Origin of the sequence: uncultured Roseobacter sp., from assembly GCF_947495025.1 — a bacterium.
Lineage (GTDB): Bacteria > Pseudomonadota > Alphaproteobacteria > Rhodobacterales > Rhodobacteraceae > Roseobacter.
Map to the genome: position 1 here is coordinate 920,787 of NZ_CANLXG010000001.1, position 25,936 is coordinate 946,722.

A 25,936-nucleotide genomic window follows, 5' to 3' on the forward strand; every position below is an offset into this window, starting at 1 on the left:
CGCTTTCCAATCCGTATCGCGGCGCGGGGTTGCCCGTGGGGCCGGCAGAACCAAGGGTGTTTCCCTCAACCGGCCATGACGCCGTAGCAGAACTTCTGGCGCTGTGTCCCAAACACGCAGTGACCCCGCTCAGGGAGGCCCCGGATGTGGCGAAAGCCGCAGGTGTCAGCACCGTTTTCATAAAAGACGAACGCGGAAGAATGGGCCTGGGCAGTTTCAAGGCACTGGGCGCTGCCTTTGCTATTGCCGGAGATGCCCGGCGCAAGCGCCGCGGGGACTGGCAAAGTGCTCTGACAGACCGGGTGTATGTTACTGCGAGTGCGGGGAACCATGGGCTGTCGGTCGCTGCCGGGGCCCGCATTTTCGGCGCACAGGCTGTGATCTACCTTGCAGAGACCGTGCCGGAAGCTTTTGCGCAGCGGCTGACTGCGACCGGTGCGCGCGTTGTCCGCGCCGGACAGACCTATGAACAAAGTATGCAGGCCGCGGCCGATGCCGCCGATGCCAACGGCTGGCAGCTGCTGTCAGACAGTTCCTGGGCCGGGTACACCGAATGGCCCGGTGCCGTCATGCAGGGCTATCTGCAGATGGCGGCGGAAATCACTGATGAAATGACCAGGGCGCCCGATGTCATTCTGCTGCAGGCAGGCGTCGGTGGCCTTGCGGCATCACTGTCCGCTCATTTCCGGAATATCTGGGGGGATGCGCCGGTGATTATCGTTGTCGAACCCGAAGCCGCGCCTGCGCTGACAGAGAGTATACGCGCAGGTACACTGGTCAACGCGGACGGGCCGGTATCTGCCATGGGGCGGCTGGACTGCAAGACACCGTCGCTTGTCGCGCTGGAGGGGCTGGCACGCGACGCCGACCTGTTTGTGACGATCAGCGAGGCGGAAGCCGGTGACGCGGTGGCGAAACTCAGCGACATGGGGCTGGCAACCACTCCGTCTGGTGCAGCAGGTCTCGCAGCTCTGCTGGCCGGTCTGCCGGAATGCGGCCCAGGGACGACAGTTCTTACAGTCATGAGCGAAGGCCCCGAAGATGCCTGATCGCGGCGCGCTCTTTCCTGACAGCGAATACCGCATCAGGGTCGAGAACCTTCAGGCGGGGCTGCGCGCGGCGGACATGGATGCGTTACTGCTGACGGGTCCCGCGGACATTTTTTATGTGACCGGTTTCCTGACGCGCTTCTGGGAGAGCCCTGCCCGCCCGTGGTTTGTCATTGTACCTGCTTTCACATCCGCGATTGCCGTGATCCCCTCGATTGGCCTCGATCTGATGTCAAAGTCCTGGCTGCGTGATATCCGCACCTGGGACGCGCCGGCGCCTGGCGATGACGGGGTATCACTGCTCGCTGACACCTTGCGGTCTGTCATCCCCGAAGACGGTCGTCTGGGCGTTCCGATGGGGGCCGAAACGCACGTGCGTATGCCTTTGGCGGACTTCCAGCATGTGATTGCCCAGCTCACACCCCGGCGGGTTGTCGACGCCACGGACGTTGTGCGCCGGGTACGCGAAATCAAATCCGACGGCGAGATAGAACGCATTCGCGCGACCTGCCGGGTCGCCGATATGGCCTTTGCACAGATCGGCGACATCGCGGGCACGGGGGTGCCACTGGATCAGGTATTCCGCGACTTTCAGATTGCACTGCTCGCGGCAGGTGCCGACTGGGTCAGCTATGTGGCAGGCGGTGCGGGGCGCGGTGGTTACCGCGATGTTATCTCGCCTGCCCCGACCCGGCCTCTGTCCCGCGGCGACCTGCTGATGCTTGATACCGGTGCCGTGAAAGGGGGCTATTTCTGCGATTTTGACCGGAATTACGCCATTGGCGAGGCCGGGGACGACGTACGCCGCACGTATGATGCGCTCTATGCGGCAACGGAAACTGTCTTACAGGATCTGAGACCCGGCATGACAGCCGCCGACGCCCACCGGATGCTGGCCGGCGGCCTCGAGCATGCCGGTGTATCGCCCTGCGGTGGCAGACTGGGGCATGGTCTGGGTGTTACGCTGACCGAATGGCCGTCTTTCATTCCGGACGACGAGACCGAGCTGCGCGAAGGTATGGTCCTGACGATTGAACCGGGTGCCGAGATCAGTCCGGGGCGCATTATGGTACACGAAGAGAACATCGTATTGCGGGCCGGTGGTCCGGAACTGCTGAACCGGCGGGCTGCTGCAGAATTACCGGTGCTGGACTGAAAGATGGAGTGTTTTCCCTATCAGCTCAGCGTGCCTGCCGAAACGGCTGCTACACTCGGTCTGATCGTGCTGAAGACGGATGAAACCATCGAACAGGACTTTCGCAGGCTTTTCAGAACCCCGGAGACCTCACTTTTCGTCACCCGCATTCCCAGCGGTGCGGACGTTACACCCGAAACACTCTGCGCGATGCGGCAGGCGCTGCCGGACGCGGCAAACCTGCTGCCGGGCGCCGCGGAATTTGACGTAATCGGATACTGCTGCACATCGGGTGCAACGCTGATCGGGCCAGAGACCGTCGCACAGCTGGTTCACGAACACGCCCGTGTCCGCACGGTAACCAACCCGCTGACGGCGGCACTGGCTGCCTGCAAGGCCGTCGCAGCGCAGTCTGTATCGATTGTTTCGCCATATATTGCTCCGGTCGCCACTCCGATCCGTGAAGCTTTTGAACGGGGCGGCCTGACAGTTCCTGCGACACTGTCCTTTGGCGAGGAAGAAGAAGAGCGGGTGGCCAGGATTGACCCGGGGTCGATCCACGCAGCGGCACTTGAAGTTGCGTCGCGCGCGCCGTGTGACGCAGTTTTCCTGTCCTGCACCAACCTGCGCACTCTCGATATCATCCACGATCTCGAAGACAGGCTCGGATTGCCGGTGCTCAGCAGCAATCAGGTGCTGGCCTGGCATATGGCAAAGTCGGCACCGGCCGCGCGGCTGCATGACGCACCGGGACGTCTTTTCAGGCAATAAATTCAGATTTGCGTCACTGCCAGAGGCCGTGATCACTCCAGTCGTCGAACCGGTGATCTTCTGCGATGGGTGGCAGCGGGCTGTTCAGATATCCGCCCGTGAAAAACCGGAAAGGCACAGACGCACGGCGGGCCGTTTCGTGATCAACCGCACCATCGCCCACGTAAACGGTGGTATCCGGCGCGGCCCCCAGCGCCTCAATGCAGGTCAGCAAAGGGGCCGGATCTGGTTTGTGTGCCATATCTCTGCCGGCCCCCAGAACGACGCCGAAAAAAGAGCTGAGGCCGAGGGCATCACAGATCAGCTGAGCCGGCTCCTGCGGCTTGTTTGTACAAAGACCCATGGGAATGTCCCGGTCGCGCAATCCGGACAGACAGGCGACTACGCCAGGATAGGGAACCGTCAGCCGGGTCATGTTCGCGCTGTAGCTTTCCATGAAAAGGGCGAGAGCCTCGGTGTGCATTTCCGGCGATGCGCCGCCCGTCGCCATGAGAGCACGTTCGACCAGTTTGCTGACGCCGTTCCCGATGAAACCAATCACCTGCTTCAGCGAGATATGCGGCCGCCCGAGGGTCTCCAGTGCGACGTTTACCGCCGCATGGAGATCCGGCGCGCTGTCGATCAGCGTGCCATCGAGGTCAAACACAACTGCCCGGTGCGCCCCGTTCATGACATGCCCAGTGCTTCCTTGTACATCTCAAGCACCGCTTCCTCTTCGGCGATGTCATCGGCGTCACGTTTGCGCAGCGCAATGACTTTCCGCAGCACCTTGGTGTCATACCCACGTGCCTTTGCTTCGGCCATCACCTCTTTCTGCTGCTCTGCGATATCTTTCTTTTCGGCGTCCAGCCGCTCAATCCGTTCAACAAACTGCCTCAGTTCACCGGAAGACGCCCGGTATGAAGCATCAGCCTGGGATTCGGTGGTGGAAGGGTCGGTTGCGGTATCGCTCATGCTGTGCTCCTGGTGCAATAAACTGATCAGGTGACTGCCTACCGCCCCACCCTTCCTGCTGCAAGCACGTTCAGCACGGCGAACACACGCACGATGCAGCCTTGCCAAAACAAGCGCGATTCAGTAGCCCCTGCGCATGGATTCCAGCGAGCAGACAACCGTTTTCGACATCATCATCTGGACCGGTGCCGGCGTTTCGCTGCTCGGGCTGGTCGGGCTTGTGTGGTGCATCGTCTATGTCGCCAGAGCACGGCGCGCCCGTCTGCCGGATGAAGAAATGCGCGCCGTTCTGCGCAAGGCGCTCCCACTGAACCTCGGCGCCCTCTTTCTGTCGGTCATCGGGCTGGTGCTCGTGATCATCGGCATATTCCTCGGCTGATACGGCGCTTGCGCTGCCGGCAATGTCAGACATATGCTGGCGCAGGATCAGAGGAGCGCGCGCATGTCACCAGACGTCACAGCATTTTTCGATACGGCCACCAATACAGTCAGTTATGTGGTTCAGGACCCTGACGGGACGGCCTGCGCGATCGTCGACTCGGTACTGGATTTCGATCAGGCAGCGGGTCGGACTGACACAGCATCAGCCGACCGTGTGATCGCCCATGTGCGCAAAACCGGGCTCCAGGTGAAATGGATCCTCGAAACGCATGTGCACGCCGATCACCTTTCTGCGGCTCCCTATCTTCAGGAACATCTGGGCGGGAAAATTGGTATCGGCGCTCAGATCACGACGGTCCAGGACACTTTTGGCAAAGTCTTTAACGAAGGAACCGAGTTTCAGCGCGACGGCAGCCAGTTCGATGCCCTTTTTGAGGAAGGGTCTTCATTCCATATTGGCCAGATGCGTGTGGACGTGCTGCACACACCGGGCCATACGCCGGCCTGCATGACCTATGTGATCGGAGACGCCGCCTTTGTCGGCGACACGCTGTTCATGCCGGATTTCGGTACGGCCCGCTGCGATTTCCCGGGTGGATCGGCGCATGACCTGTACAGATCGATCCAGAAAATTCTTTCTTTACCGGATGAAACGCGCATTTTTGTGGGGCACGACTACAAGGCCCCCGGTCGCGAGGAATTCGCATGGGAGACCACAGTCGGCGCACAGAAGGCCGCCAATGTGCATGTCGGCGACGGGCGTGACGAAAGCAGCTTTGTCGAGATGCGCGAAGCGCGCGATGCGACACTTGGCATGCCCAGGCTCATTCTCCCGTCCCTGCAGGTAAATATGCGGGCTGGTCAGATGCCGGAGCCCGATGAGCACGGCGATGTGATGCTCAAGGTGCCACTGAACAAGATTTGACAGGACAACAAAATGACTGACTGGATTGCCGGCGCCGCCGGCGGGCTGCTGATCGGATGTGCTGCGGCACTGTATCTGCTGGGCAACGGGAAGATCATGGGCGCAAGCGGTATTCTCGGGGGGCTTGCCGACGGAACGGCCCGTCACGACCGGGTCGAGCGGATTGCTTTCATTTCAGCACTTGTCACCGTGCCAGCCATCATAAGGGCGCTTGATCCCACCCCGGCCGCGACCGGACTGACCGGTAACATCTTTCTGATCGTGGCCGCGGGTCTGCTGGTCGGGCTCGGTACACGCCTCGGAAATGGCTGCACTTCAGGCCACGGTGTCTGCGGGATCTCACGCCTTAGCATCCGCGGGATCGTCGCAACCGTAACGTTTATCGCAGCCGGCATGGTAACCGTGGCCGTGCTGCGCTTTCTGGGAGGCCTGTGATGATGCGCATACTGACGGCTGCGGTCTGCGGCGCACTTTTCGGGATCGGACTTTACCTGTCGGGCATGACAGACACCCGTAAAGTTCAGGGATTTCTGGATGTTACAGGTACCTGGGATCCGACACTGATGTTCGTCATGGGCGGGGCGCTGTTGCCGATGGCCATCGCCTGGAGGCTGACACAGGGCAGGACACCAAGGTACGGCGGATCGTTTCCGGCCCCTCTCCAACACCGGCCGGACAGAAACCTCGCAACCGGCGCGATACTGTTCGGGATGGGCTGGGGCCTGGCGGGTCTGTGCCCCGGCCCCGCCATGGCCTCACTGAGCTACGGTGGTTCAGGCGGCGTAATCTTTCTGGTGGCCATGATTGCCGGCATGCTTATCGCTGTTCCTGCACGCAGACGGCTGGACACTGCGGGCGGCCTGACCTAATCCTTGATTTATGGATATCAGGCAGATTACCCCGACATTTTTCGCGGCTCCGCAACTGACCTGCGAAGACATTCCCGCTCTGAAGGATGCAGGCATCAGGCTTGTTCTGTGCAATCGTCCGGATGAAGAAGTGCCGCCCGGCTATCGGGCCGCGGACCTGCGTGCCGCAGCCGAAGCAGCCGGTATTGCCTTTGCCGAACAGCCGCTCACACACCATACAATGACCCCTGACGTGATCGCCCGCAATCATGACCTGATCTGTGACTGCGACGGGCCGGTTGTGGCCTATTGCGCGTCCGGCACCAGGTCAACAATCGCCTGGGCGCTCGGGTCGGCGGGTGCGATGGCAGCAGACGATATTATTGAGGCGGCCGGACGCGGTGGGTACGACCTGTCCGGGTTGCGCCAGACACTGGTAACGCTCGCCGGGTAAACTGCAATCGTTCGGTCAGGCAGTGTTCAGTTTCGGCAGGTCTCCGAGATCTGGCAGATCGCCAAGGTCCGGCAGGTCATCAAGGTCCGGTAACTCAGGCAGGCCATCACCGTCCAGTTCGGGCAGGTCCGGCAGACCGTCAGATGCTGTGTCAGGAAGATCTGGCAGGTCCGGCAGGTCCGGCAATTCTCCCGGGAGCGCTTCGGAAAAATCTGTTTCGGGCGACAGTTCGATATCGGGCAGATCGGGGAGATCCGGAAGTCCGGTATCGTCCACAGATGGCATGCCCGGGACGGCGGCACCGGCCGAAGAACCTTGAAGCCCCATGGCAGCGCTCATCGCCATTCCCTCTGATCCGGACTTTGATCTGTTGTCTTGTCCGGGCATCCGCTGTTCCAGCTGCAGTGCACGGAATCCGTCAATCTGACCCATCGCACCAGAGGCGATCACTTTGCCCTGTCCCGTTACCAGAGACACTTTGTCGAAGGAGTCCACAGGAATTTTGAGCGTGTCTCCCTCGGCCAGCGCGCTGATCCGCGACAGCGGCAGACGGACGCGGGTCAGAACAGCGGTCAGGTCGGCCTGCAGTTCCATCACCGAATTTTCAAGCGTCACCGGTGCCCTGGGCTCTGCCGGATCAGTTTCGCTCTGAGGTGCAGGCTCCACCGCCGTTTCCGGCGTGGGTATCAAAATGACAACAGGTGCCTGCCCGACACCACCCGCAATGTCGATTGTCAGCCGCAGAACTGAGTATTCGCCCCCTTCAAGCGCGAGGTCGAACAGACGGCGGTTTTCAGCGCGCGCGCCAAACCGGTACGGGCGGATCATTCGCTTGTCGGCAGGCATTTCAACCGTTTCGTGGCAGCGGGCAAAAAACCTGTCGATCAGTGGTGCGCAGAGCGCGGCATCTGTTGACGTGGGGCTGCGGCTGACATCTTCCGACAGCTTCTGGACGCGGCCTGTGGTCTGTTGCTGGATAAGCGCCTGTACCAGCCCCATCCCGATCGAGATACCCGCCGTCGAACCATCCGGGCCATCCAGCAGTATCAGCATGGTGTCTTCTTCGACCAGCTCCTGCAGGCTGTCGCCTTCGAACCTGTCCTGCGTCACAGCGATCACGGCAAGTGCCATATCGAAAAGACTGTCTGCAACCTTTGCCATGCTCAGGCGCACGGCTTTGGGCACGGTCACAGACCGCGCCTGATGTTCCTGTTTTCCTGCCTGCGCTTTGCGCTGCAAAACTGACATCTGTCGCCCTTGTTCTGCGGCTCCGGAAAACGCAGTGTTCCCGAAACCTTTGGTCCGCAGACTAGAGACCAATGGTTACCATAGCCTTTAAAAATCAGCGTATCCGGTACGTTAACAGCAGAGCTTACTGGGCGGCGAGCGCCAGTTTCTGGGGCAGAATGACACGGAATGCCGTGCCGCCGGTGTTGTCGAGATAGGTCACATCCCCCCCCAGGCGCACCATAATTTCACGGCAGATCGCCAGCCCCAGGCCCGCGCCGTTGCTGTCCTGCGCCCCAATTCTGCTGAACTTCTCGAACATGACCTCGCGCGCATCATCCGGAATGCCGTCGCCGTTGTCGAGAAAATCAATGTATACTGTCTCTCCCTGACGTGCAGCTTCGATGCGCAGTTCCGGCGTGGGAGACGCACAGTATTTCTGAGCATTGGTGATCAGATTGATGAAGACCTGCGCCAGCCGGTCAAGATCGGTATCCAGGCTGATTGTCTCTTCGAGCCGCCGTCTGCGGATCGTGATCCGCCGCGCTTCGCTTGCCTGTGCTGTCGCGATCGCCTGATCCAGAAGGTCAGCCAGGCTGCCGCTCTGGCGGTTGAGCGTGACCTGTCCGTTTTCAAGCACCGAAAGATCCAGCAGATCGTCGAGCAGCCGCGTCAGCCGGATTGCTTCGGTGTGGATGATGCTGGCGTATTTGATTTTCTCCATTGGTCCCAGACCATCAGTGTCCCGCAGAATTTCCGAAAACGCCCTTATTGATGTCATGGGGGTACGCAGCTCATGGCTGATCTGGCTCAGAAACGCATCTTTCTGCAGCGAGATCTGTGTCAGCTTGTCATTTGTTCGTCTGAGCTCAGCAGCGGTATCACTCAGTTCCAGAGACTTGGCCTCAAGCTGACTGGAATACTCCAGCATCTGAGCAGATTCGTCAGCCACGGCCATCAGATCCTGCACCGAAACAGCCGAGCCCCCGACAATCTGGCCGATCATGGCATGGGCAGTTGCCGCCCCGACTGAACCTGCCAGTTCCCGCTCCAGTTTCTGCAGAAAATCCGGGGTCGGTTCGGGCAGATGACCGGGCATGCCCTGCCCCCGCGCTTCACCCTCAAACAAGCGCCGCGCTTCTTCTGATCCGAGGATTCTCTGCGCCATGATCATCAGGTCTTCGCTTTCGGCAAAGGAGGCATGCCAGCCGCGCGCCTGACCGGAATGATCGAAAACATTGACAAACTGTGCGCCCTGCAGCCGTTCCAGCGGCAGCGGAAAACTGACCAGGGAAAAGACTGCAAATCCGAGCACATTGAGCGAGAGACTCCAGAAAACTGCGTGCACCATCGGATCCATACCGGCGATACCGAACAGCGCCTGCGGACGCAGCCAGGAAATACCCATCAGACCATATTCAAAAGTATCCGCCGACAGCACAGCACCCGGCCCGAAGCTGGGCAGAAGCATGGTGAACATCCAGACCGTAAAGCCGATGGCCAGACCGGCCAGTGCCCCCACGCGCGTGGCCCCGCGCCAGAAGAGCCCTCCCAGCATCGCAGGCAGGAACTGGGCCACGCCGGCAAAGGAAATCAGCCCGATCGCCGCCAGCGCGCCAGACCCGCCGGAGGCTTCGAAATACACATAGCCCAGTGCAATAATGCCCAGAATTGACAGGCGCCGCGACAGGATAACAACGTTACGCACATCGCCGGACTGGGTCGCGCCGCCCTGCCGCAGGTACAGAAATACCGGCATCACCACGTGGTTTGAAACCATCGTGGAAAGGGCCAGTGTGGCAACGATCACCATGGATGTTGCCGACGAAAAGCCCCCCAGAAAACTCAGCATAGCCAGCCCCTCCCGGCCTTCGCTCAGTGGCAGGCTCAGAACAAAGAAATCCGGGTTGGAACCGGCGGGCAACACCTCCAGGCCGATCACCGCGATCGGCACGACAAACAGGCTCATCAACATCAGGTAGAGCGGAAATGCCCAGCTCGCGACCTGCAGGTGGCGCTCGTCATCGTTTTCCACGACCATAACCTGGAACATCCGCGGCAGGCACAGAAACGCCGTGGCCGACAGCAGCGTCAGCGTGGCCCAGCGGCTGCCGTCGGTCTGCCATGTGCCCAGCGCCGATGCATCAATGCGCTCCAGCGTTGCCGACAGCCCGCCCGCAACGCCCCAGACAACAAAAACACCGACCGCCAGCAGCGCTACCAGTTTGACAACCGCCTCGACTGCGACCGCAATCACCACCCCGTGGTGGCGTTCGTTGGCGTTCAGATTGCGTGTGCCGAAAAGAACGGTGAAGAGCGCAAGGCCCACGGCAATCCAGAACCCGCCTGCGGTTGAGGCGTCGGGATCCATGACCCCACCCGTCTCAGCAGAGGAGAAAATTGACAGCGACAGGGCGACAGACTGAAGCTGCAGGGCGATGTAGGGGGTGACGCCGATCACGGCCATAACGGTCACGACAATCGCCAGGGTGTTTGACTTGCCATAACGCGAGGAAATGAGATCCGCGACCGAGGTGACTTTCTGGCTGCGTCCGATCCGTACAAGACGCCGCAGGATCCACCACCAGCCGATGATCACCAGGCTGGGACCGAGGTAAATTGTAACGTATTCCAGTCCGGAGCGTGCCGCGTTGCCAACCGCGCCGTAAAACGTCCAGGCTGTGCAGTAAATCGACAAAGACAGCGTATAGACAAGCGGCGAACGCAAAAGCCAGTCGGTCCGGCCACGCACCCCTGCGCGCTCTGCAGCAAAAGCCACACCGAACAGAAACGCCACATAGGCAAGGCACACGGCTATGAGAACATTCAGTGATGTCACGGCGCGTCGTCCCTGTCGGCGTCCTGCTTCTTTTCAGGCATTCGCCGCATGCGTGCAACCAGGGCCGCCGCGATACAAATCAGAAGCAGCCAGACGCCGAACACATAGCTGAGCGCACGGGACATCGGCATGCCTGTCCCTTCGGCAACCTCTCCCGTGGGCCAGAGCAAAGGTATCATCCAGAGCACAGCGCCCAGCACAGCCAGCAACCGCACCGCATCCGTCACCCGCCGCTGCCGGTAACTTCCGCGTTCAAGGAATACAGGTGGCTGGCCGCGCGGTGCCACCGGATCAGCTCTGCTGCCGGTGCACGTAGAGCATATCGCGCACCGCGTTCAGCACTTCGGTGTTGGAAAACGGCTTGGTCATGAACCGGCTGACACCGGCCTTTTCGGCCATCTCGCGGTCGCGGCTCTGACCACGCGCGGTCAGCATCAGCACCGGCAGATCAGCCGTCTGTTCGTGTGCACGCAGTTCTTCAAGAATGTCAAAACCGCTTTTGCCGGGCAGCATCACATCAAGAATGACGATGTCGGGTTTCATGTTGCGGATAACTTCCGCGGCATCTGTTCCGTTCGAATGTGTGTCCACCTGCCAGCCTTCACGGCTCAGCAGAAAACGGATGGCCTCGATGATGTTTGTCTCATCTTCGACCAACAGAACGTGGTGACTCATTGGCCCCTCCTCCCAGGGAACGTGCCGGCGGTCTCTCCCGAACCGTCTTGCCGCACGCCTGCACCGGATATTGTCGGATTCCCCGGATCAAGTCAAAGCAGGTGCGCTGCTGCGGGCCGGTTTTTCGGCAGCCGCAGGACATATCGCAAACCGCCGTCCGGCTGTGGTTTTGCATATGTCTGCGCCCGGCGCTTTGCGGTGCCGGAGGATCCCGTTCAGAGCCCGTCCCGAAGGATGGAGGGTTCGCGCCTGCCCGGACACCGGTCGCGGGGACAGACCCGGCATGTGCTGCCGACTTCGGAAACCGCCTGCTCTTCGGGGGCCACCGACGGCAGAACGAGCATACTGGCCTGCAGCAGCGGTGGCCGGTTGTATTCGGGCACGCCGGTGATCTCGGAGACGGCAAAACAGTCAAATCCTGCGCGGCCGCGCCCCAGCTGAACGATCGGCGTGCGGATGACCTGTCCGGGCTGACCCAGTGCCTGAAATAAAGGCCAGAGCACGCAGGCGGGTGCAAACCTTGGGATCACAAACTGATTGACCGGTTTACGGAAAAGAATGCTGCCGGCGCGGTCACAGACCACAAGTCCGGCCTGAAGCTCCTGCAGGCTCGCCATCCGCCGCATGACCAGCGCGACCGGCACTTTCAGCATCCCGGCCAGTGCTACCGGATCGGGACCAACCTCTTCCAGAGCGCCCTCGAGGACCGGGATCGAGACCTGCGTGGCATCTTCGATCATGCGACGCAGTACGACGCGCGCCAGTTCGCGTGCTGCCTGACTGCGCAGTGCCGGCGCTGCCGCGACGACACTTTCCGGATCATCCGCGCCGGCCTCAAGGCCCTCAAAATACCAGGCGTTCTCTGACAGAAAGGCATCTACCTCGTCCTGCGGGCTGGAGGCCGCATCATCGGAACCCTGACCGGCCTCGAAATATTCCACCAGCGATCTGGAACTGTCCGCCAGCCGGCGGCTGTCTTCGTTGAGGTTTGCGTGGAACCGGTCACGCCACTGATCCTCGAGGTCCTTTTCGTCGGCCAGAATAGATGCCGTTGACCGGATGGCCGCTGCCGTGGACAAAAGCTCGTGCACCGAGGCTGCAAGCTGCGGATCATGCGTCAGGCGGTCATTCAGGGTCTCGACCGTCCTTTCCAGAGTTGCAATGCGGCGATGGCTCGCCGCGAGAACCTCGGCCCATCCCGGAAACCGTCCTGCAAGTTCGTCCGCACGCTCAATTTCGCCCGGTGCGAGGCTGGCGCCGGTCGCAGCCTCGCGCAGCGTCGCGATCAGTGCTGCTTCGGCGCCTTCGGTGAGCATGGTCGGCTCGACACCCAGTGTCCGTGCGATATCCAGAAGCAGCTTGCCGCCGATTCTGCGGCGGTTATGCTCGATCAGATTGAGATAAGAGGCCGAGATCCCAAGGCTGCGCGCCAGATCAGCCTGGCGCATTCCGGCAACCGATCGCCGCTCCCGGATCCTGCTGCCGGTCAGACCCTCGCGTGGCATGATGATCCCTCCCCTGTTTTCGCGCTTTATCAACGGGTTTCTGCGTTGCGACATCACACAATTTACAGAATACATGTCGATATTGTAGATTTATTTACAAAATAATTGTTCATTTCAAGGGACTTGTTGCGCAATTTTCACTTCCCAAGCGATAAGATGTTTGCACATCTGTGCTTCATGTCCCCGTCGGAGGAGTCCGCCGGAGGCCTGATCTTATCAACTGGGAGGATATTCATGTCCAATTCGAAACTCACACGTCGTGGTCTGATCAAGACCGGCGCTGTGGCCGGTGCTGCCGGTCTGACGCTGCCGACGTATCTGCGTGCGGACGGCCACGCCGGCTTTACCAACGCACCTACTGGCGACACCGTGACACTCGGCTTTAACGTGCCGCAGTCCGGTCCCTATGCCGACGAGGGCGCAGACGAGCTGCGCGCCTACGAGCTGGCGGTCGAGCACCTGAACGGTGGCGGCGACGGCGGCATGATGAATACTTTCTCGTCCAAAGCGCTCAAAGGTAACGGCATCCTCGGCAAGAAAGTCGAATATGTCACCGGCGACACACAGACGAAATCTGACGCGGCGCGCGCTTCTGCCCGCTCCATGATCGAAAAAGACGGTGCCGTGATGATCACGGGTGGTTCGTCCTCTGGTGTGGCTGTTGCCGTGCAGGCGCTCTGCCAGGAAGCCGGCGTCATCTTTATGGCCGGCCTGACGCACTCCAACGACACAACAGGCAAAGACCGCAAAGCCAACGGTTTCCGCCACTTCTTCAACTCCTACATGTCCGGCGCAGCACTCGCGCCCGTTCTGGCGGCGAACTACGGCACAGACCGTAAGGCGTATCACCTGACAGCGGACTACAACTGGGGCTACACCACAGAAGAAGCGGTGAAATCCTCGACCGAAGCCATGGGCTGGGAAACAGTCGCAGCAGTGAAAACGCCGCTGACGCAGACTGACTTCTCCTCGTACATCGCACCTGTTCTGCAGTCCGGCGCCGATACACTGGTACTGAACCACTACGGCGGCAACATGGTGAACTCGCTGACCAACGCGGTTCAGTTCGGTCTGCGTGACAAACAGGTCAACGGCAAAGACTTCCAGATCATCGTTCCGCTCTACTCCCGCCTGATGGCGAAGGGTGCGGGTGCCAACGTTAAGGGCATCTTCGGTTCGACAAACTGGCACTGGTCGCTGCAGGACGAGGGCTCACAGGCATTCGTCAAATCCTTTGGCACCAAGTACGGCTTCCCGCCGAGCCAGGCTGCGCACACATGCTATGTTCAGGCGCTGCTTTACGCTGATGCGGTGGAACGTGCCGGTTCGTTCAACCCCTGTGCGGTTGTGGAAGCACTCGAAGACTTCGAGTTCGACGGTATGGGCAACGGTAAGACGCTCTATCGCGGCGACGACCACCAGTGCTTCAAGGACGTGCTGGTTGTGAAGGGTAAAGAGAACCCGACATCCGAGTTCGACCTTCTCGAAATCGTAGAAGTCACGCCGGTCGCTCAGGTGACATACGAGCCTGACCACCCGCAGTTCGCGGGCGGCAACCTCGGGACATGTAACCCGGGCGCGTAAGCGGCACACACGAAAACGACGCCGGGCGGTACACGCCGCCCGGCACCACCCGGGCACCGATGTGCCTGAACACGCATCCTGAAGGTGGGACCATGGACGCAATCATCCTGCAAGTTCTGAACGGCCTCGACAAAGGATCAGCCTATGCGCTGATCGCTCTCGGCCTGACACTGATTTTCGGCACCCTCGGGGTCGTCAACTTCGCACACGGGGCGCTCTTTATGATCGGTGCATTCTGTGCCGTGACACTGAGCCGTATCCTGACACTCAGCCACACGATCATTGACGACACCAAAACAGACTTTCTGGGCAACCCGCTCAAGGTCGAGGTGCCCTACATCTATGATATCTTCGGACAGGCAACAGGCGATGTGATCATCGACTGGGCGGTCCCGCTCTCGATCCTGTTCTCGATCCCGGTGATGGTCGCCATCGGTTTTGCCATGGAACGCGGACTGATCAAGCACTTTTACAAGCGCCCCCATGCGGATCAGATCCTCGTGACGTTCGGCCTTGCAATCGTCCTGCAGGAAATCATCAAATACTTCTACGGTGCGAACCCGATCCCCACCCCTGCACCGGCAGCCTTTACCGGCTCGTTCGATTTCGGCGCTATGCTGGGCTTTGATCCCAACACGATCATCTATCCCTACTGGCGTCTCGTCTATTTTGCCTTCTCGGCCATCATCATCGGCGCCGTCTTTGCCTTCCTGCAGTTCACCACCTTCGGAATGGTCGTGCGTGCCGGTATGGCAGACCGCGAAACCGTCGGCCTGCTGGGCATCAACATCGACAAGCGCTTTACCATCATGTTCGGCATCGCCGCCGCTGTCGCGGGCCTTGCAGGCGTCATGTACGCGCCGATCAACTCTCCGAACTATCACATGGGCATGGACTTTCTGGTGCTGAGCTTTGTGGTGGTCGTTGTGGGCGGTATGGGCTCGCTTTCGGGCGCTGTTCTCGCCGGCTTCCTGCTGGGTATCCTGGAAAGCTTCGCCTCGATGGGCGCAGTGCTCGAGGTGCTGCCCGGTATCAACCAGATCATCATCTATCTGGTCGCCATCATTATCTTGCTTACCCGTCCGCGTGGTCTCATGGGCCGCAAAGGCGTGATGGAGGAATAAGACATGTTCGGACTGACAAAAAAAGACACAACCCTTCTGATCATTGTTGCCGTTCTGGCAATCTTCGCCCCCTTCATCCTGAACCCCTTCCCCGAAGGTTCGGCGATGGCACAGTTCAACGCAGGCTATCCTGACCTGATGCAGCGGCTGGTGATCTTCGGGATTTTTGCCATCGGGTTCAACATCCTTTTCGGCCTTACGGGTTACCTCAGCTTTGGTCATGCGGCCTTCCTGGGTGTGGGTTCCTATGCGGCAATCTGGATGATGAAGCTGCTGACAATGAACGTCATCCCGGCAATCATGATCTCGGTGATCGTGGCAGGTCTCTTCTCGCTGCTGGTCGGCTGGATCTCGCTGCGCCGCTCGGGCATCTACTTCTCAATCCTGACGCTGGCCTTCGCGCAGATGTCCTACTCGCTGGCATACTCGGTTCTTACACCGATCACAGGCGGCGAAACCGGCCTTCAGCCGAAAGTGGACGACCCGCGTATCCTTGATGGCGCACTGCAATCCGGTCAGACACCACGCGCCAATCTTTTCGGCCTCGAAATGGGCACCAGCTATGAAATGGTCGTGGGCAACTGGGTCTTTACCTTCAACGCGGGCTACTACATCGCGGCAATAGTGATGCTCCTGGCCTTTTACCTGTCGATCCGCATTTTCCGCTCACCCTTTGGCATGATGCTGCGGGCGGTCAAATCCAACCAGCAACGCCTGAACTACACCGGGCTGAACTCGAAACCCTACACACTGGCGGCCTTTGTGATTTCTGGCATGTATGCTGGTCTGGCGGGTGGTCTGCTTGTGGCAATGGACACGCAGGTAGGTGCAGAACGTATGTTCTGGACCGCGTCGGGTGAGGTCGTGCTGATGACCATTCTCGGCGGTGCCGGCACGCTCATCGGTCCGGTTCTGGGTGCGGGTTTCATCAAGTACATGGAAAACATCGTCTCCAAGATCAACAAATCGATCCTGGAGCAGTGGTTCGCCTTCATGCCTGACGGAATGGAAGATTTCTTTATCACGATCGTCTACCCCTTCATCGGCAAAGGCTGGCACCTGACGCTGGGTCTGATGTTCATGATGGTCGTGATCTTCCTGCCAGGTGGCCTGGTGCAGGGTGGTCAGAAAATCGCTGGTCTTTTCCGCGGCAAGAAAGCGTCTGACGACGCAGCCGACGGCAAAACCACACCTGCAGAATAAGGAGACGACGTTATGGGTATTCTTGAAGTCAAAAACGTCGGCAAACGCTTTGGCGGTCTGCAGGCTCTGGGCGACGTGAACCTTTCGGTTGCCGAAAACTCGGTGCATGCCATCATCGGTCCGAACGGCGCTGGTAAGTCCACTCTGCTGAACTGCCTGGTGGGCAAACTGATCCCGGACACAGGCTCGGTCAGCTTTGACGGCCAGTCGGTACTGGGGCGCAAGCCTTACGAGATCAACCAGATGGGCATCAGCCGCGTGTTTCAGACACCCGAGATCTTCGGTGATCTGTCGGTGCTGGAAAACATGATGATCCCCTGCTTTGCCAAACGTGATGGCGCGTTTGAGCTGAACGGGATTTCATCTGTCTCCAGCCAGAAGGATATTCTGGAACGCGCTGAACATATGCTTGAGGACATGAACATGGCCGACAAGCGCCACATGACCGCAAGTTCGATGTCCCGTGGCGACAAGCGTCGCCTTGAGATCGGCATGTGTCTCAGCCAGGAACCGCGCCTGCTGCTGCTGGATGAACCAACCGCGGGTATGGCCCGCGCGGACACCAACAACACCATCGACCTGCTCAAACAGATCAGCGAAGAGCGTGACATCACTATCGCGATCATCGAACATGACATGCATGTGGTGTTCAGCCTGGCAGAGCGCATCACCGTACTTGCTCAGGGCACTCCCCTGGTCGAGGACACCCCCGACAACATCAAAGGTCACCCCAAGGTGCGCGAAGCCTATCTGGGCGAAACCCAGACAGCGGCGTAAGGAGTATTTCAGATGAACGTCAAACCCGACTTCTCCAAAAACGCCAACCATGCGGCGACAGCACCAGCTTTTCTGTCGGTCTGGGACATGCATGCCTATTACGGCGAAAGCTATATCGTTCAGGGCATCAGCTTTAACGTGCACGAAGGCGAGATCCTTGCCCTGCTGGGGCGGAACGGCGCCGGCAAGACATCCACCCTGCGGGCCATTGCGCGTCTTGCAGATCCGGAGGTCCGACATGGTGAGATCTGGCTGGACCACCAGCCGCTGCACAAGATGAGCAGTTATCAGGCCAGCCAGGCCGGTCTGGGCCTCGTGCCAGAGGACCGCCGGATCATCGCGGGTCTGACGGTCGAGGAAAACCTCAAGCTGGCGCAGATCGCTCCGCCCGTCGGCTGGTCACTGGACCGTGTCTATGACCTTTTCCCGCGCCTGCGTGAGCGCCGCAACCAGGAGGGTGTCACCCTGTCGGGCGGCGAACAGCAGATGCTCGCCATTGCCCGCGCATTGTGCCGGGACATTAAAGTGCTGCTGCTGGATGAACCCTACGAAGGTCTGGCGCCAGTCATTGTGGACGAGATCGAAAAGACGCTGCGGATCATCAAGGATCAGGGGATCACCACGATACTGGTTGAACAGAATGCGGTGCGCGCTCTGCAGCTGGCAGATCGCGCTGTGATCATGGACACCGGCGGCATCGTCTTTGATGGCAGCGCGGCCGAAGTGCTGGAAAACAAAGAACTGCGCGAAGAATACCTCGCGATCTGAGGTCTCTTTTCAGAGCTCCACGGGGCACAACCCGGGCCGGGTTTTTTGTCGCAATTTGACCGGACCGGGCATCAGGCGCACACTCAGTGACCATCTGATCATTGAGGAGTACAGCTATGTTTGCCTCTTACCGATTGATTTATTTCACCTTTTTATCCTGTTTCGCCGGTCTTTCCGCCTGTGTCCTGATCACCCAGGACCCGTTTTCCACAGGCAATTGCGTCGGCATCGACGGCGAGGATTTCGGGGACGCGCCGGACCTTACACCCACCGGATACACTGCTCCGGGGGCCGATACCGGGGCGTTTCCGACACGGCGCAGCAGCGATGGCCCCCGCGCACAGGTTCTGTGCCGTTACTGGATCGGCGAATTCGTCAGCGCCGAGGACGGCTACACCGATGCCACTGACCCTGATCCCGTGAACCCACAGGGCCGGCCACCTGGAACAGATGTTCCGAACATCACAACCGATTACGATGACGGGGTGACCTGGGACTGGCTGGTCGCGGCACAGTCAACGCCGGAAAGACTACCGGCGGAGCTGAATTTTCGCATCCAGATTAACAGCATCGGACAGCACGAGGTCTATTTCAACATCCTTGTTGACGCCAACCGGGACGGCGACTGGGAAGATTCACCGGCTGTCGGCCCCGGAGAATGGGCCGTGCGGAACCACCGCGTCAGCATCCGCGACGGGTTTGTGACCTATGACATGCCCCCGATCCGTTTTCCGATCGGTACAAGCGGCATGCCCGAATGCATGTGGGCCCGGGTGATCGTCTCTGATCGGCAACAGGGCCTGGGTCAGGAACAGCCGTGGAGCGGCACCGGCACAGCCGGTGAAGGGGAGATCGAGGATGTTCTGGTCCTCGGGGCCAATGGGTCAACCTGCCAGGTTCTCCAACCTGAAAACTGACCCGTTACAGCTCGGCCCCTGCCCGCCATTCTCCCCACCGTAATCGCGCCGCGGCTCCGGCGCGGGCAATCAGCCCGGGCGGCAGCTTCTTCGGAGCTTCCGCCTGGCGCATGCGCTCCAGCGCGGCGGAAGTCACACCGTTGGCGGCCTCTGCGGCCAGCATACCGGCCAGCGTTCCCCGGGCAGTACCAAGGCCGTTCTGGCAACAGGCCGACCACAGACCCGGCTCCAGCTCGCCGACAACCTGTACATTGTTCAGGCTGAGGCACAGCCTGCCGCCCCAACGGTACTCCATGGGGATACTTCCCAGCATCGGAAACCGGTCGGCAAAAGCACGGTCATGATCTTTCCCAACCCGGGTCAGGCGGGCGTCAGGCACCTCCATCGACGGATCAAACGTAAAGCGGTTCCGGATCACGATACGGTCGCCACCTGTCCCTGAAATCCGCCGGACCGTCGTGCCCAGTGGGTCAGCCGGCGTCAGCCCCCAGACGGCGGCACCGCCGAGGCGCGCGCATTCCTCGTCCGTCAGCGCCCGGGTCATAGAGGCATAGGTAAAAACATGTATCAGCCGCCGGGGCATATATCCGAAACTCTGCAGGTGCCCGTTGACCGCCAGGATGACCTGCGGTGCGGCAACGGTTCCACAGGGCGTGGTGGCTATCCAGTCATCGTTTTTACGGGTCAGACCGGTCACCGGGCTGTCTTCAAAAACCAGAACGCGGTTTGAAACCAGCCCGCCGGCGACCGAGCGCACAAAAAGCGCAGGCTGGATCATCGCGGCACCCGGCGTGAATAATCCACCGGTATAGTAACCAGTTCCCGTCAGGTCCTTCATCGCAGCCGCATCAAGCATCTCAAAGGGCTCGCCCATTGCCTGCAGGTGTTCTGCAAATTCCGCGTTGTGCCTGTCACCACGGGGCCCTGCTGCCCCGTTGATTTTACCTGACTGAACAAAGGCTTCTGCCGAAAGACCATAGACCCGGGCCATTTCAGCGGCCAGCGCGATCCCTCTGCGGTTATCCGCTGTCTGAGCCAGATCTGCCTCAAGCGCACCACCATAATTGTCCGACGCGAGATCGTGCGGCAGATCGATCATAAAACCTGAATTCCGCCCCGCCGGCCCTTCGCCGACCCGGCTGGCCTCGAGCACAACGACCCTGTCGCCCGGACAGAGCTGCGCCAGTCTGTAAGCAGCTGCAAGACCTGCGAACCCCGCGCCAATCACAAGCCAGTCAGCGTTCAGTGCCCCTTCCTGATGCACTGGTACCGCGGCATCCGGCAACAGTGCATTCCACCCTGCGGGCCCCGGATCACGCGGCAACCGGCTGACAGAACCGGCCACAGTCAGTGATCCTGGTTCAGCGCGTCTGCTGCCGGGATATCCCGCTCGCGGCGGGCGATGTAGTCCAGCAGCGCCTCGTCGGTTGCCGCATCCAGTTTCGGCTCCTGATACTCACTGAGCATATCGCGGCAGCGCCGGAGCGCACGTTCGTTCGCCTCGACACTGCCTTCGGCCTGCCATTGCTCGATGGAATTGTTATCGAACAGCTCCGGCATGAAAAACGCGCGCTGGAAGTTCTCAAGCGTGTGCGGGTGCCCCAGGTAATGTCCACCCGGCCCGATGTCGGCCACGGCGGCAAGCCCTTCCTCAAAATCATCCCAGCGGATGCCTTCCGCCATGCGGTACGCCATGGCGCATTGTTCGGCGTCGACGACGAATTTGGCCATTGAGCAGTGCATACCGGCTTCATTCCAGCCCGCTGCATGCCACATGTAATTGGTTCCGGCCATCTGCAGCGCCATCAGTGTCACAGCACTTTCATAGCCTGCCTGTGCGTCAAAGGTCTTTGCACCGCCCAGTGTTGTCGAGGACCGCCACGGCACACCATAAAACCGGGCCATCTGCCCGATCATCAGATTCATCAGAGAGATTTCCGGTGTGCCGGCCATCGGCGCGCCTGACTTCATGGAAACGGTCGACAGGTAATGCCCGTAGATTGCCGGAGCGCCCCTGCGAATGATCTGTGTATAGGCCAGCGCGCTCAGCGCCTCGGCGTTGAGCTGCGCCACCGTGGGCGCCACAGAGGCAGGCGTGTTCGCGCCGCCCAGAACAAAGGGAGAGCACAGCACAGGCTGATTGCGGCGGGAAAAGGCCCGCATCGCACCGAGCATGGTTTCGTCCCACACCAGCGGCGAGTTGCCGTTGCAGTTCCCGGTGACCACCGGGTGGGTTTCCAGAAACTCATCGCCAAACAATATTGCGCACATTTCCAGCACGTCTTCGGCATTCCTGGGGCTGGTGGTCATGCCCATGAACGTCTTGTCAGAATACTTCATCGAGGAATAGGTGATGCGCAGGTGCCGCTGGCTGATCGGATGATCACAGGGCTCGACGATGTGGTGCGCCGAGGAATGCATCGCCGGCAGCATATGGCTGAGTTTGTGAAAGTTCGCCAGGTCATCAAGGGTCGGGTTCCGGCGGACATCATCCAGGTCGCGCAGATACGGCGCCCCGGTCATGGGCACAAAGATGGCGTGATCTCTGCCAAAGGCGAGGTTTTTCGCCGGGTTGCGTGCGTGATAGGTGAAAGTCTCCGGGATCGTCGCAACCAGCTCCCGCACAAGTCCACGGTCGGGATGTACCCGGTCGCCACGCACATCCGCACCCGCGCGCCGCCAGTCTTCCAGCGCAACTTCGTCGCGAAAAACCACACCGATATTTTCCAGGATATCCATCGAAGCCGCGTCAATGCGCGCAATCTGCTCGCCGCTCATCGGCTCGGTCAGCGGCATACGTCTGTGCAGCGGCGGCAGCATAGACACATCCCGGGTCTCGCGTACTCTGCGACGCGCGCCACGGCCTCGGCGGACGGTGCCAACCGCATCCACGCTCATCGCTTTTCCCCCAGCTGCACGCCGATTGCATTCATGGCGCCCGTCAGTGCGTCATGCGCGCCGCCCTCGCGCAACGCGCGGGTCATCTGCAGGCTGATGGTGCCCTCGGTTGCGAGGCTGTCGCGTTCCGCTGCCAGCCGCCCCGCACCGCGTGCCATGCAGGCGAGGTATCCGGACACCAGCTGTGTTGCGTAGGTTTCGGCAGCGGCGGCATCACCGGTTCTCTGGCCCAGCCACTGACTACCAGTGGCGATTATGTCGAGAATTCCGGGCACCATCGCACAGACTGCAAAATGCATATTCAGGGCATCTTCGGTGGCGACGTCATGTACCGGATTCTCGGGCTCAAAAAGGTCCCGCAGGACCCTGCCGTCCGGAAAACCGGGCAGCGGGCAGCCGCCCTGCTCCAGATACCCGAGGGGAATGGTGACAGTTATTTCGGCAGCGGGCGCACACAGGGCTTTCAACATGGTTACCGGCACACCAGCCATGACAGAGACGATCTGGTGCGTGCTCCGGAAGCTCAGCCGTTGCAGCACTTCCTGCGCAAGCGGTGGGCGCACACACAGAAAAACGACATCGCTTGCATCAACCACGTCCTGGTTGTCCGCAACAGCCACACCGTGTGACGCGGCCAGGCCTGCCGCGACATCAGCATTGCGCGCCGATACGGTGACCGGGTGACCCTTCCCCGCCAGAAAACGGGCCATGGGGGCTGCAATATGGCCTGTGCCGATGAATCCGATCCGCTTCATCCTATGTTGTCTCCGTCTGCGGGATCCGTCAGGTCAACCCAGATCGTCTTGAGCTCGGTGTACTGATCATGCGCATGGATCCCGTTGTCCCGACCACCGAAACCAGACTGTTTGTACCCGCCAAAGGGCGTTGAGATGTCGCCTTCCCCATAGCAGTTGACCGTGACGGTCCCCGCGCGGATGTCGCGTGCGGCGCGCAATGCCCTGCGCGTGCTGGCGGTGAAAACACTTGCCGTCAGGCCATAGTCTGTGTCGTTGGCCAGCGCGATGGCCTCATCATTCGTTGCCACTGCCGTCACGGCCAGGACGGGGCCGAAAATTTCTTCCCGCATGACCGCGTCGGCGGGCCCGGCATCCATCACGACCGGTGACACATAAGGGCCGTTACCTTTTTCTTGCAGATAACTGCGAACTTTGCCGCAATGCTCCGCATCCACCAGAGCACCAATGTGGTTTGCCGGGTCCAGAGGGTCGCCGGTCTTCCAGTCGCGCAACCTTGCGTGAATACGCTCCATCAGCGGGCCCTTAACGTCCCTGTGCACAATCAGCCGCGACACCGCTGAGCAGTTCTGGCCCGCATTCCAGAACGCGCCGTTGACCACGTGTTCTGCCACATGGTCCAGGTTTTCTGCATCTGACAACACAACCGCAGGGTTTTTGCCGCCGCACTCCAGAACCACCTTTTTCATGTTGCTGTCAGCGGCATACCGCAGAAACCGCCTGCCGGTTTCGGTTGAGCCGGTAAAACTGACCATATCAACACCCTGGTGCAGACCCAGAGCCGCCCCCACCGACGGGCCGTCCCCGGGCAGAACCTGCAGCACGCCGCGCGGTACACCCGCCATATGCGCCAGCTCGGCGACGCGCAGTGCCGTCAGGCTTGTCTGCTCAGCGGGTTTGACGATGACAGAACAGCCCGCAGCCAGCGCCGGCCCGATTTTCCATGCCATCATCATCAGCGGAAAGTTCCACGGCAGAACAGCCGCAACGACGCCTGCCGGTTCGCGTACAATCAGAGAGATCGCATTCTCTCCTGCGGGGCCAGTCTGGTCGTAGATTTTGTCGATCGCTTCGGCATGCCATCTGATGCAGTGGATCGTTTCCGGGATATCGATGAGCTCGCAGTCCCGGATCGGCTTCCCGGAATCAATACTCTCCATCACCGCCAGTTCCCTGCGGCGGCGGGAGATGAGTTTGCACAGGCGGATCAGGATATCCTTGCGTTCTGCAGGATGCATCCGCGACCAGTGGCCCTGATCAAATGCTTCACGGGCTTTGAGAACGGCAAAATCCACATCATCCGCTCCGGCCGTGGATATCTCTTTCAGGACTTCACCGGTGGCCGGGTTGACCGTTGGCATCAGCGGCCCGGAACCCCGCCGGAATTTACCGTCGATATAAGGTGTCGCCGGCAGATCGATCTCTCCGGCAATTGCGGCATATTCCGCGCGGGTCAGCAGATCTGTCATGGATGGCCTCCTTCAATGGCGGCAATGGCCGTGTTCATTGTACGGATCACCTCTTCGAGGGTGCGTTTTTCGTCTTTGTTCAGTGGCTGCAGTGGTTTGCGCGGCGGTCCTGCATCAATACCGCGCATGCTCAGCCCGTGTTTGATGCACTGGATAAATGTACCGCCCTGTTCCAGGACGCGCATCAGCGGCATCATGGCCGACATTATGGCGCGCCCTTTCGTGAAGTCGCCCTCAACCACGCAAGCCCGGTAGAGCGCGATATGAGCCTCGGGGGCGAAGTTGGATCCTGCGCATACCCAGCTGCGCGCGCCCCAGGCAAAAAATTCCAGCGCCTGGTCGTCCATTCCACAACTCAGCCCGATATGCGGATAATCGCGGGCAAGCATATGCAGCCTGTCCGGCTCGCCTGAACTTTCCTTGATGGCGCAGAAATTCGGACTGCGGCCCAGACGGTCAAGACATTCAGGCCCCATGTTCACACTCATCCGCCCGGGGTAGTTGTAGAGCATGACCGGCAGATCGGCGGCCCGGTCCACCGCGAGGCAGTGAAGTGCGATTTCGCGATCGTTCGGGTATGCATACGGCGGGGTCGCAACCAGAACAGCATCTGCACCGTGGTCTCTGGCTGCTGTGGCGTAAATTACGCTGTCCTCGGTGCGCATGGCCCCCGTTCCAACGATGAGCGGCACCCGGCCTGCAATCATGCTCTGTATCGTGCCGATCAGTTCGAGACGTTCTTCCATCGATTGCGCATAGTATTCACCGGTTGTACCGGCAACGATCAGACCGTGAACACCAGCTTCAGCCAAAAGATCAACAACACGCTCCAACTCATTTAAATTAAGTGAGTAATCTGCATTGTAAGGTGTTACTACAGGTGTGTATATTCCCTCAAACTGCACCCCGGTGCTCCTTCATAGAAATGACATCGACCGGAAGCGGATCCGGCCGGACGAAGCGTTCGATACGGTCCCGGGACAGGTCCCAGTGCTGCAAGGTCAGATCTGTCGCCAGTGCGCCCTCCCGGGCCTCAATCGCGCTGATGAGGGCGTCATGCTGCTCTGATGCGCGCACCACGAGCTGCTCTTCGTGTGGATCTGCAGGACGGTAAAATGTCTGACTCAGACGGGTGTGATCGATCAGCAAACGGTTCAGTGCAGCCACAAGGTACGGGTTGTGTGCCATCTCTCCGATGATTGCATGAAAGCGGTGGTTGGCCAGCGCAGCTGCGGGTGCGTCGCCGCGTTCTGTGCTCTTTGCAAACTCCAGCTGAGCTGTTTGCAAATCGCCCAGCTGCCTGGACGAATGATTTTCGGCGGCCAGACGACTGATGTTGGCATAAACCATCGGGGCCGTCTGAAAAAACACACGCATTGTCGCGACGTCCATTGACGCAACTTTGGCACCCCTGTTCTCACGCGTGGAAATAAAACCCGCGCCTGCGAGCCGTTGGAGGATTTCCCGCAGAGGCGTGCGCGAAAGACCATAGTGAGACGCCAGAGAGGCTTCATCCAACATCGCGCCTGGCTCCAGATCCATACGCAGTATCCGAAGCTTCAGGTCTTCGAGGCAGATTTCTTTCTGATTCCCGGACATCGGCCCTCCTTGTATACATTTTGTATACAAATTCAGACGCGGAGGTGCTCCATTTGCGACGGAAACACGTCGCTCCATG

General features: G+C 60.1%; 27 protein-coding genes. 14 read left to right on the plus strand and 13 right to left on the minus strand.

The genetic code is table 11. From position 1 onward, the window contains the following. Nucleotides 1-56 precede the first annotated feature (56 nt). From Q0792_RS04435 to Q0792_RS04445, 3 genes are read left to right on the plus strand one after another with little or no spacing between them, the layout of a single operon-like run. Complete coding sequence (locus tag Q0792_RS04435; protein ID WP_298836817.1) at nt 57-1,049, plus strand: pyridoxal-phosphate dependent enzyme; 993 nt, start codon at nt 57-59, stop codon at nt 1,047-1,049. Further along, entirely contained in the window at nt 1,042-2,205 is a 1,164-nt protein-coding gene (locus tag Q0792_RS04440) for a Xaa-Pro peptidase family protein (protein WP_298836819.1), read from the plus strand. Before Q0792_RS04435 ends, Q0792_RS04440 begins: the two co-directional genes overlap by 8 nt. A 3-nt stretch (nt 2,206-2,208) precedes the next feature. Next, nucleotides 2,209-2,955, plus strand: a complete 747-nt coding sequence (locus Q0792_RS04445; protein WP_298836821.1) for an aspartate/glutamate racemase family protein — start codon at nt 2,209-2,211, stop codon at nt 2,953-2,955. 13 nt (nt 2,956-2,968) lie between these two features. Here Q0792_RS04445 and gph read toward each other — a convergent pair whose 3' ends face one another. Next, on the minus strand, nt 2,969-3,625 hold the full coding sequence (gene gph, locus Q0792_RS04450; RefSeq protein ID WP_298836823.1) for a phosphoglycolate phosphatase: 657 nt from the start codon (nt 3,623-3,625) through the stop codon (nt 2,969-2,971). Beyond that, the gene (locus Q0792_RS04455; protein WP_298836827.1) at nt 3,622-3,909 is read right to left on the minus strand and encodes a DUF2312 domain-containing protein; all 288 of its coding nucleotides are present in this window, start codon (nt 3,907-3,909) and stop codon (nt 3,622-3,624) included. Before Q0792_RS04455 ends, gph begins: the two co-directional genes overlap by 4 nt. A gap of 136 nt (nt 3,910-4,045) precedes the next feature. Here Q0792_RS04455 and Q0792_RS04460 point away from each other — a divergent pair, with 136 nt between their 5' ends. From Q0792_RS04460 to Q0792_RS04480, 5 genes are all read left to right on the plus strand, one after another. After that, nucleotides 4,046-4,288, plus strand: a complete 243-nt coding sequence (locus tag Q0792_RS04460) for a hypothetical protein (protein WP_298836829.1) — start codon at nt 4,046-4,048, stop codon at nt 4,286-4,288. A gap of 63 nt (nt 4,289-4,351) precedes the next feature. After that, entirely contained in the window at nt 4,352-5,215 is an 864-nt protein-coding gene (locus Q0792_RS04465) for an MBL fold metallo-hydrolase (RefSeq protein ID WP_298836831.1), read from the plus strand. A gap of 12 nt (nt 5,216-5,227) precedes the next feature. Further along, nucleotides 5,228-5,650: a YeeE/YedE thiosulfate transporter family protein gene (locus Q0792_RS04470; protein ID WP_298836833.1), complete on the plus strand. Its 423-nt coding sequence runs from the start codon at nt 5,228-5,230 to the stop codon at nt 5,648-5,650. Nucleotides 5,651-5,652: 2 nt separating this feature from the next. After that, nucleotides 5,653-6,084 (plus strand): DUF6691 family protein, encoded by a 432-nt coding sequence (locus Q0792_RS04475; protein WP_298838615.1) that lies wholly within the window; start codon nt 5,653-5,655, stop codon nt 6,082-6,084. Between the two features lie 10 nt (nt 6,085-6,094). Beyond that, entirely contained in the window at nt 6,095-6,517 is a 423-nt protein-coding gene (locus Q0792_RS04480) for a TIGR01244 family sulfur transferase (RefSeq protein ID WP_298836835.1), read from the plus strand. 15 nt (nt 6,518-6,532) lie between these two features. Here the strand turns inward: Q0792_RS04480 and Q0792_RS04485 are convergent, their stop codons facing one another. From Q0792_RS04485 to Q0792_RS04505, 5 genes are all read right to left on the minus strand, one after another. Continuing rightward, nucleotides 6,533-7,765, minus strand: coding sequence for a FliM/FliN family flagellar motor C-terminal domain-containing protein (locus Q0792_RS04485; RefSeq protein ID WP_298836836.1), 1,233 nt, complete (start codon nt 7,763-7,765; stop codon nt 6,533-6,535). A gap of 124 nt (nt 7,766-7,889) precedes the next feature. Then, complete coding sequence (locus Q0792_RS04490) at nt 7,890-10,583, minus strand: ATP-binding protein (protein ID WP_298836837.1); 2,694 nt, start codon at nt 10,581-10,583, stop codon at nt 7,890-7,892. Then, a complete protein-coding gene (locus tag Q0792_RS04495; RefSeq protein ID WP_298836838.1) occupies nt 10,580-10,870 on the minus strand; it encodes a hypothetical protein in 291 nt (96 codons plus the stop codon). Before Q0792_RS04495 ends, Q0792_RS04490 begins: the two co-directional genes overlap by 4 nt. Nucleotides 10,871-10,874: 4 nt before the next feature. Further along, nucleotides 10,875-11,258 carry a response regulator transcription factor gene (locus tag Q0792_RS04500; RefSeq protein ID WP_298836839.1) on the minus strand — a complete coding sequence of 128 codons (384 nt, stop codon included), beginning with the start codon at nt 11,256-11,258 and terminating at the stop codon, nt 10,875-10,877. Between the two features lie 215 nt (nt 11,259-11,473). Next, the gene (locus Q0792_RS04505) at nt 11,474-12,763 is read right to left on the minus strand and encodes a short-chain fatty acyl-CoA regulator family protein (protein WP_298836842.1); all 1,290 of its coding nucleotides are present in this window, start codon (nt 12,761-12,763) and stop codon (nt 11,474-11,476) included. A gap of 234 nt (nt 12,764-12,997) precedes the next feature. Here Q0792_RS04505 and Q0792_RS04510 point away from each other — a divergent pair, with 234 nt between their 5' ends. The 6 genes from Q0792_RS04510 to Q0792_RS04535 all read left to right on the plus strand — a co-directional run bounded on the left by Q0792_RS04510 (nt 12,998) and on the right by Q0792_RS04535 (nt 19,136). Beyond that, nucleotides 12,998-14,347: a substrate-binding protein gene (locus tag Q0792_RS04510; RefSeq protein WP_298836844.1), complete on the plus strand. Its 1,350-nt coding sequence runs from the start codon at nt 12,998-13,000 to the stop codon at nt 14,345-14,347. 92 nt (nt 14,348-14,439) lie between these two features. Then, a complete protein-coding gene (locus tag Q0792_RS04515; protein ID WP_298836846.1) occupies nt 14,440-15,471 on the plus strand; it encodes a branched-chain amino acid ABC transporter permease in 1,032 nt (343 codons plus the stop codon). 3 nt (nt 15,472-15,474) lie between these two features. Next, a complete protein-coding gene (locus Q0792_RS04520) occupies nt 15,475-16,674 on the plus strand; it encodes a branched-chain amino acid ABC transporter permease (RefSeq protein WP_298836848.1) in 1,200 nt (399 codons plus the stop codon). 12 nt (nt 16,675-16,686) lie between these two features. Next, a complete protein-coding gene (locus Q0792_RS04525; RefSeq protein WP_298836850.1) occupies nt 16,687-17,451 on the plus strand; it encodes an ABC transporter ATP-binding protein in 765 nt (254 codons plus the stop codon). Nucleotides 17,452-17,463: 12 nt separating this feature from the next. Beyond that, a complete protein-coding gene (locus Q0792_RS04530) occupies nt 17,464-18,219 on the plus strand; it encodes an ABC transporter ATP-binding protein (RefSeq protein WP_298836852.1) in 756 nt (251 codons plus the stop codon). Nucleotides 18,220-18,335: 116 nt separating this feature from the next. Continuing rightward, entirely contained in the window at nt 18,336-19,136 is an 801-nt protein-coding gene (locus Q0792_RS04535) for a hypothetical protein (RefSeq protein ID WP_298836854.1), read from the plus strand. A 4-nt stretch (nt 19,137-19,140) separates the two neighbouring features. On the opposite strand, the gene Q0792_RS04540 is transcribed toward Q0792_RS04535, so the two are convergent. The 6 genes from Q0792_RS04540 to Q0792_RS04565 are packed head-to-tail and all read right to left on the minus strand — an operon-like array spanning nt 19,141 to nt 25,857. Further along, nucleotides 19,141-20,481: an FAD-binding oxidoreductase gene (locus Q0792_RS04540; protein ID WP_298836856.1), complete on the minus strand. Its 1,341-nt coding sequence runs from the start codon at nt 20,479-20,481 to the stop codon at nt 19,141-19,143. A 2-nt stretch (nt 20,482-20,483) separates the two neighbouring features. Next, entirely contained in the window at nt 20,484-22,034 is a 1,551-nt protein-coding gene (locus Q0792_RS04545; protein WP_298836858.1) for a trimethylamine methyltransferase family protein, read from the minus strand. Next, nucleotides 22,031-22,789: an NAD(P)-binding domain-containing protein gene (locus Q0792_RS04550; RefSeq protein ID WP_298836860.1), complete on the minus strand. Its 759-nt coding sequence runs from the start codon at nt 22,787-22,789 to the stop codon at nt 22,031-22,033. Before Q0792_RS04550 ends, Q0792_RS04545 begins: the two co-directional genes overlap by 4 nt. After that, the gene (locus Q0792_RS04555; RefSeq protein ID WP_298836862.1) at nt 22,786-24,258 is read right to left on the minus strand and encodes an aldehyde dehydrogenase; all 1,473 of its coding nucleotides are present in this window, start codon (nt 24,256-24,258) and stop codon (nt 22,786-22,788) included. Before Q0792_RS04555 ends, Q0792_RS04550 begins: the two co-directional genes overlap by 4 nt. Beyond that, nucleotides 24,255-25,163, minus strand: a complete 909-nt coding sequence (locus Q0792_RS04560; RefSeq protein ID WP_298836864.1) for a dihydrodipicolinate synthase family protein — start codon at nt 25,161-25,163, stop codon at nt 24,255-24,257. Before Q0792_RS04560 ends, Q0792_RS04555 begins: the two co-directional genes overlap by 4 nt. Continuing rightward, a complete protein-coding gene (locus Q0792_RS04565; protein ID WP_298836866.1) occupies nt 25,153-25,857 on the minus strand; it encodes a GntR family transcriptional regulator in 705 nt (234 codons plus the stop codon). The genes Q0792_RS04560 and Q0792_RS04565 overlap by 11 nt, the downstream gene beginning before the upstream one ends. Nucleotides 25,858-25,936: the final 79 nt, after the last annotated feature.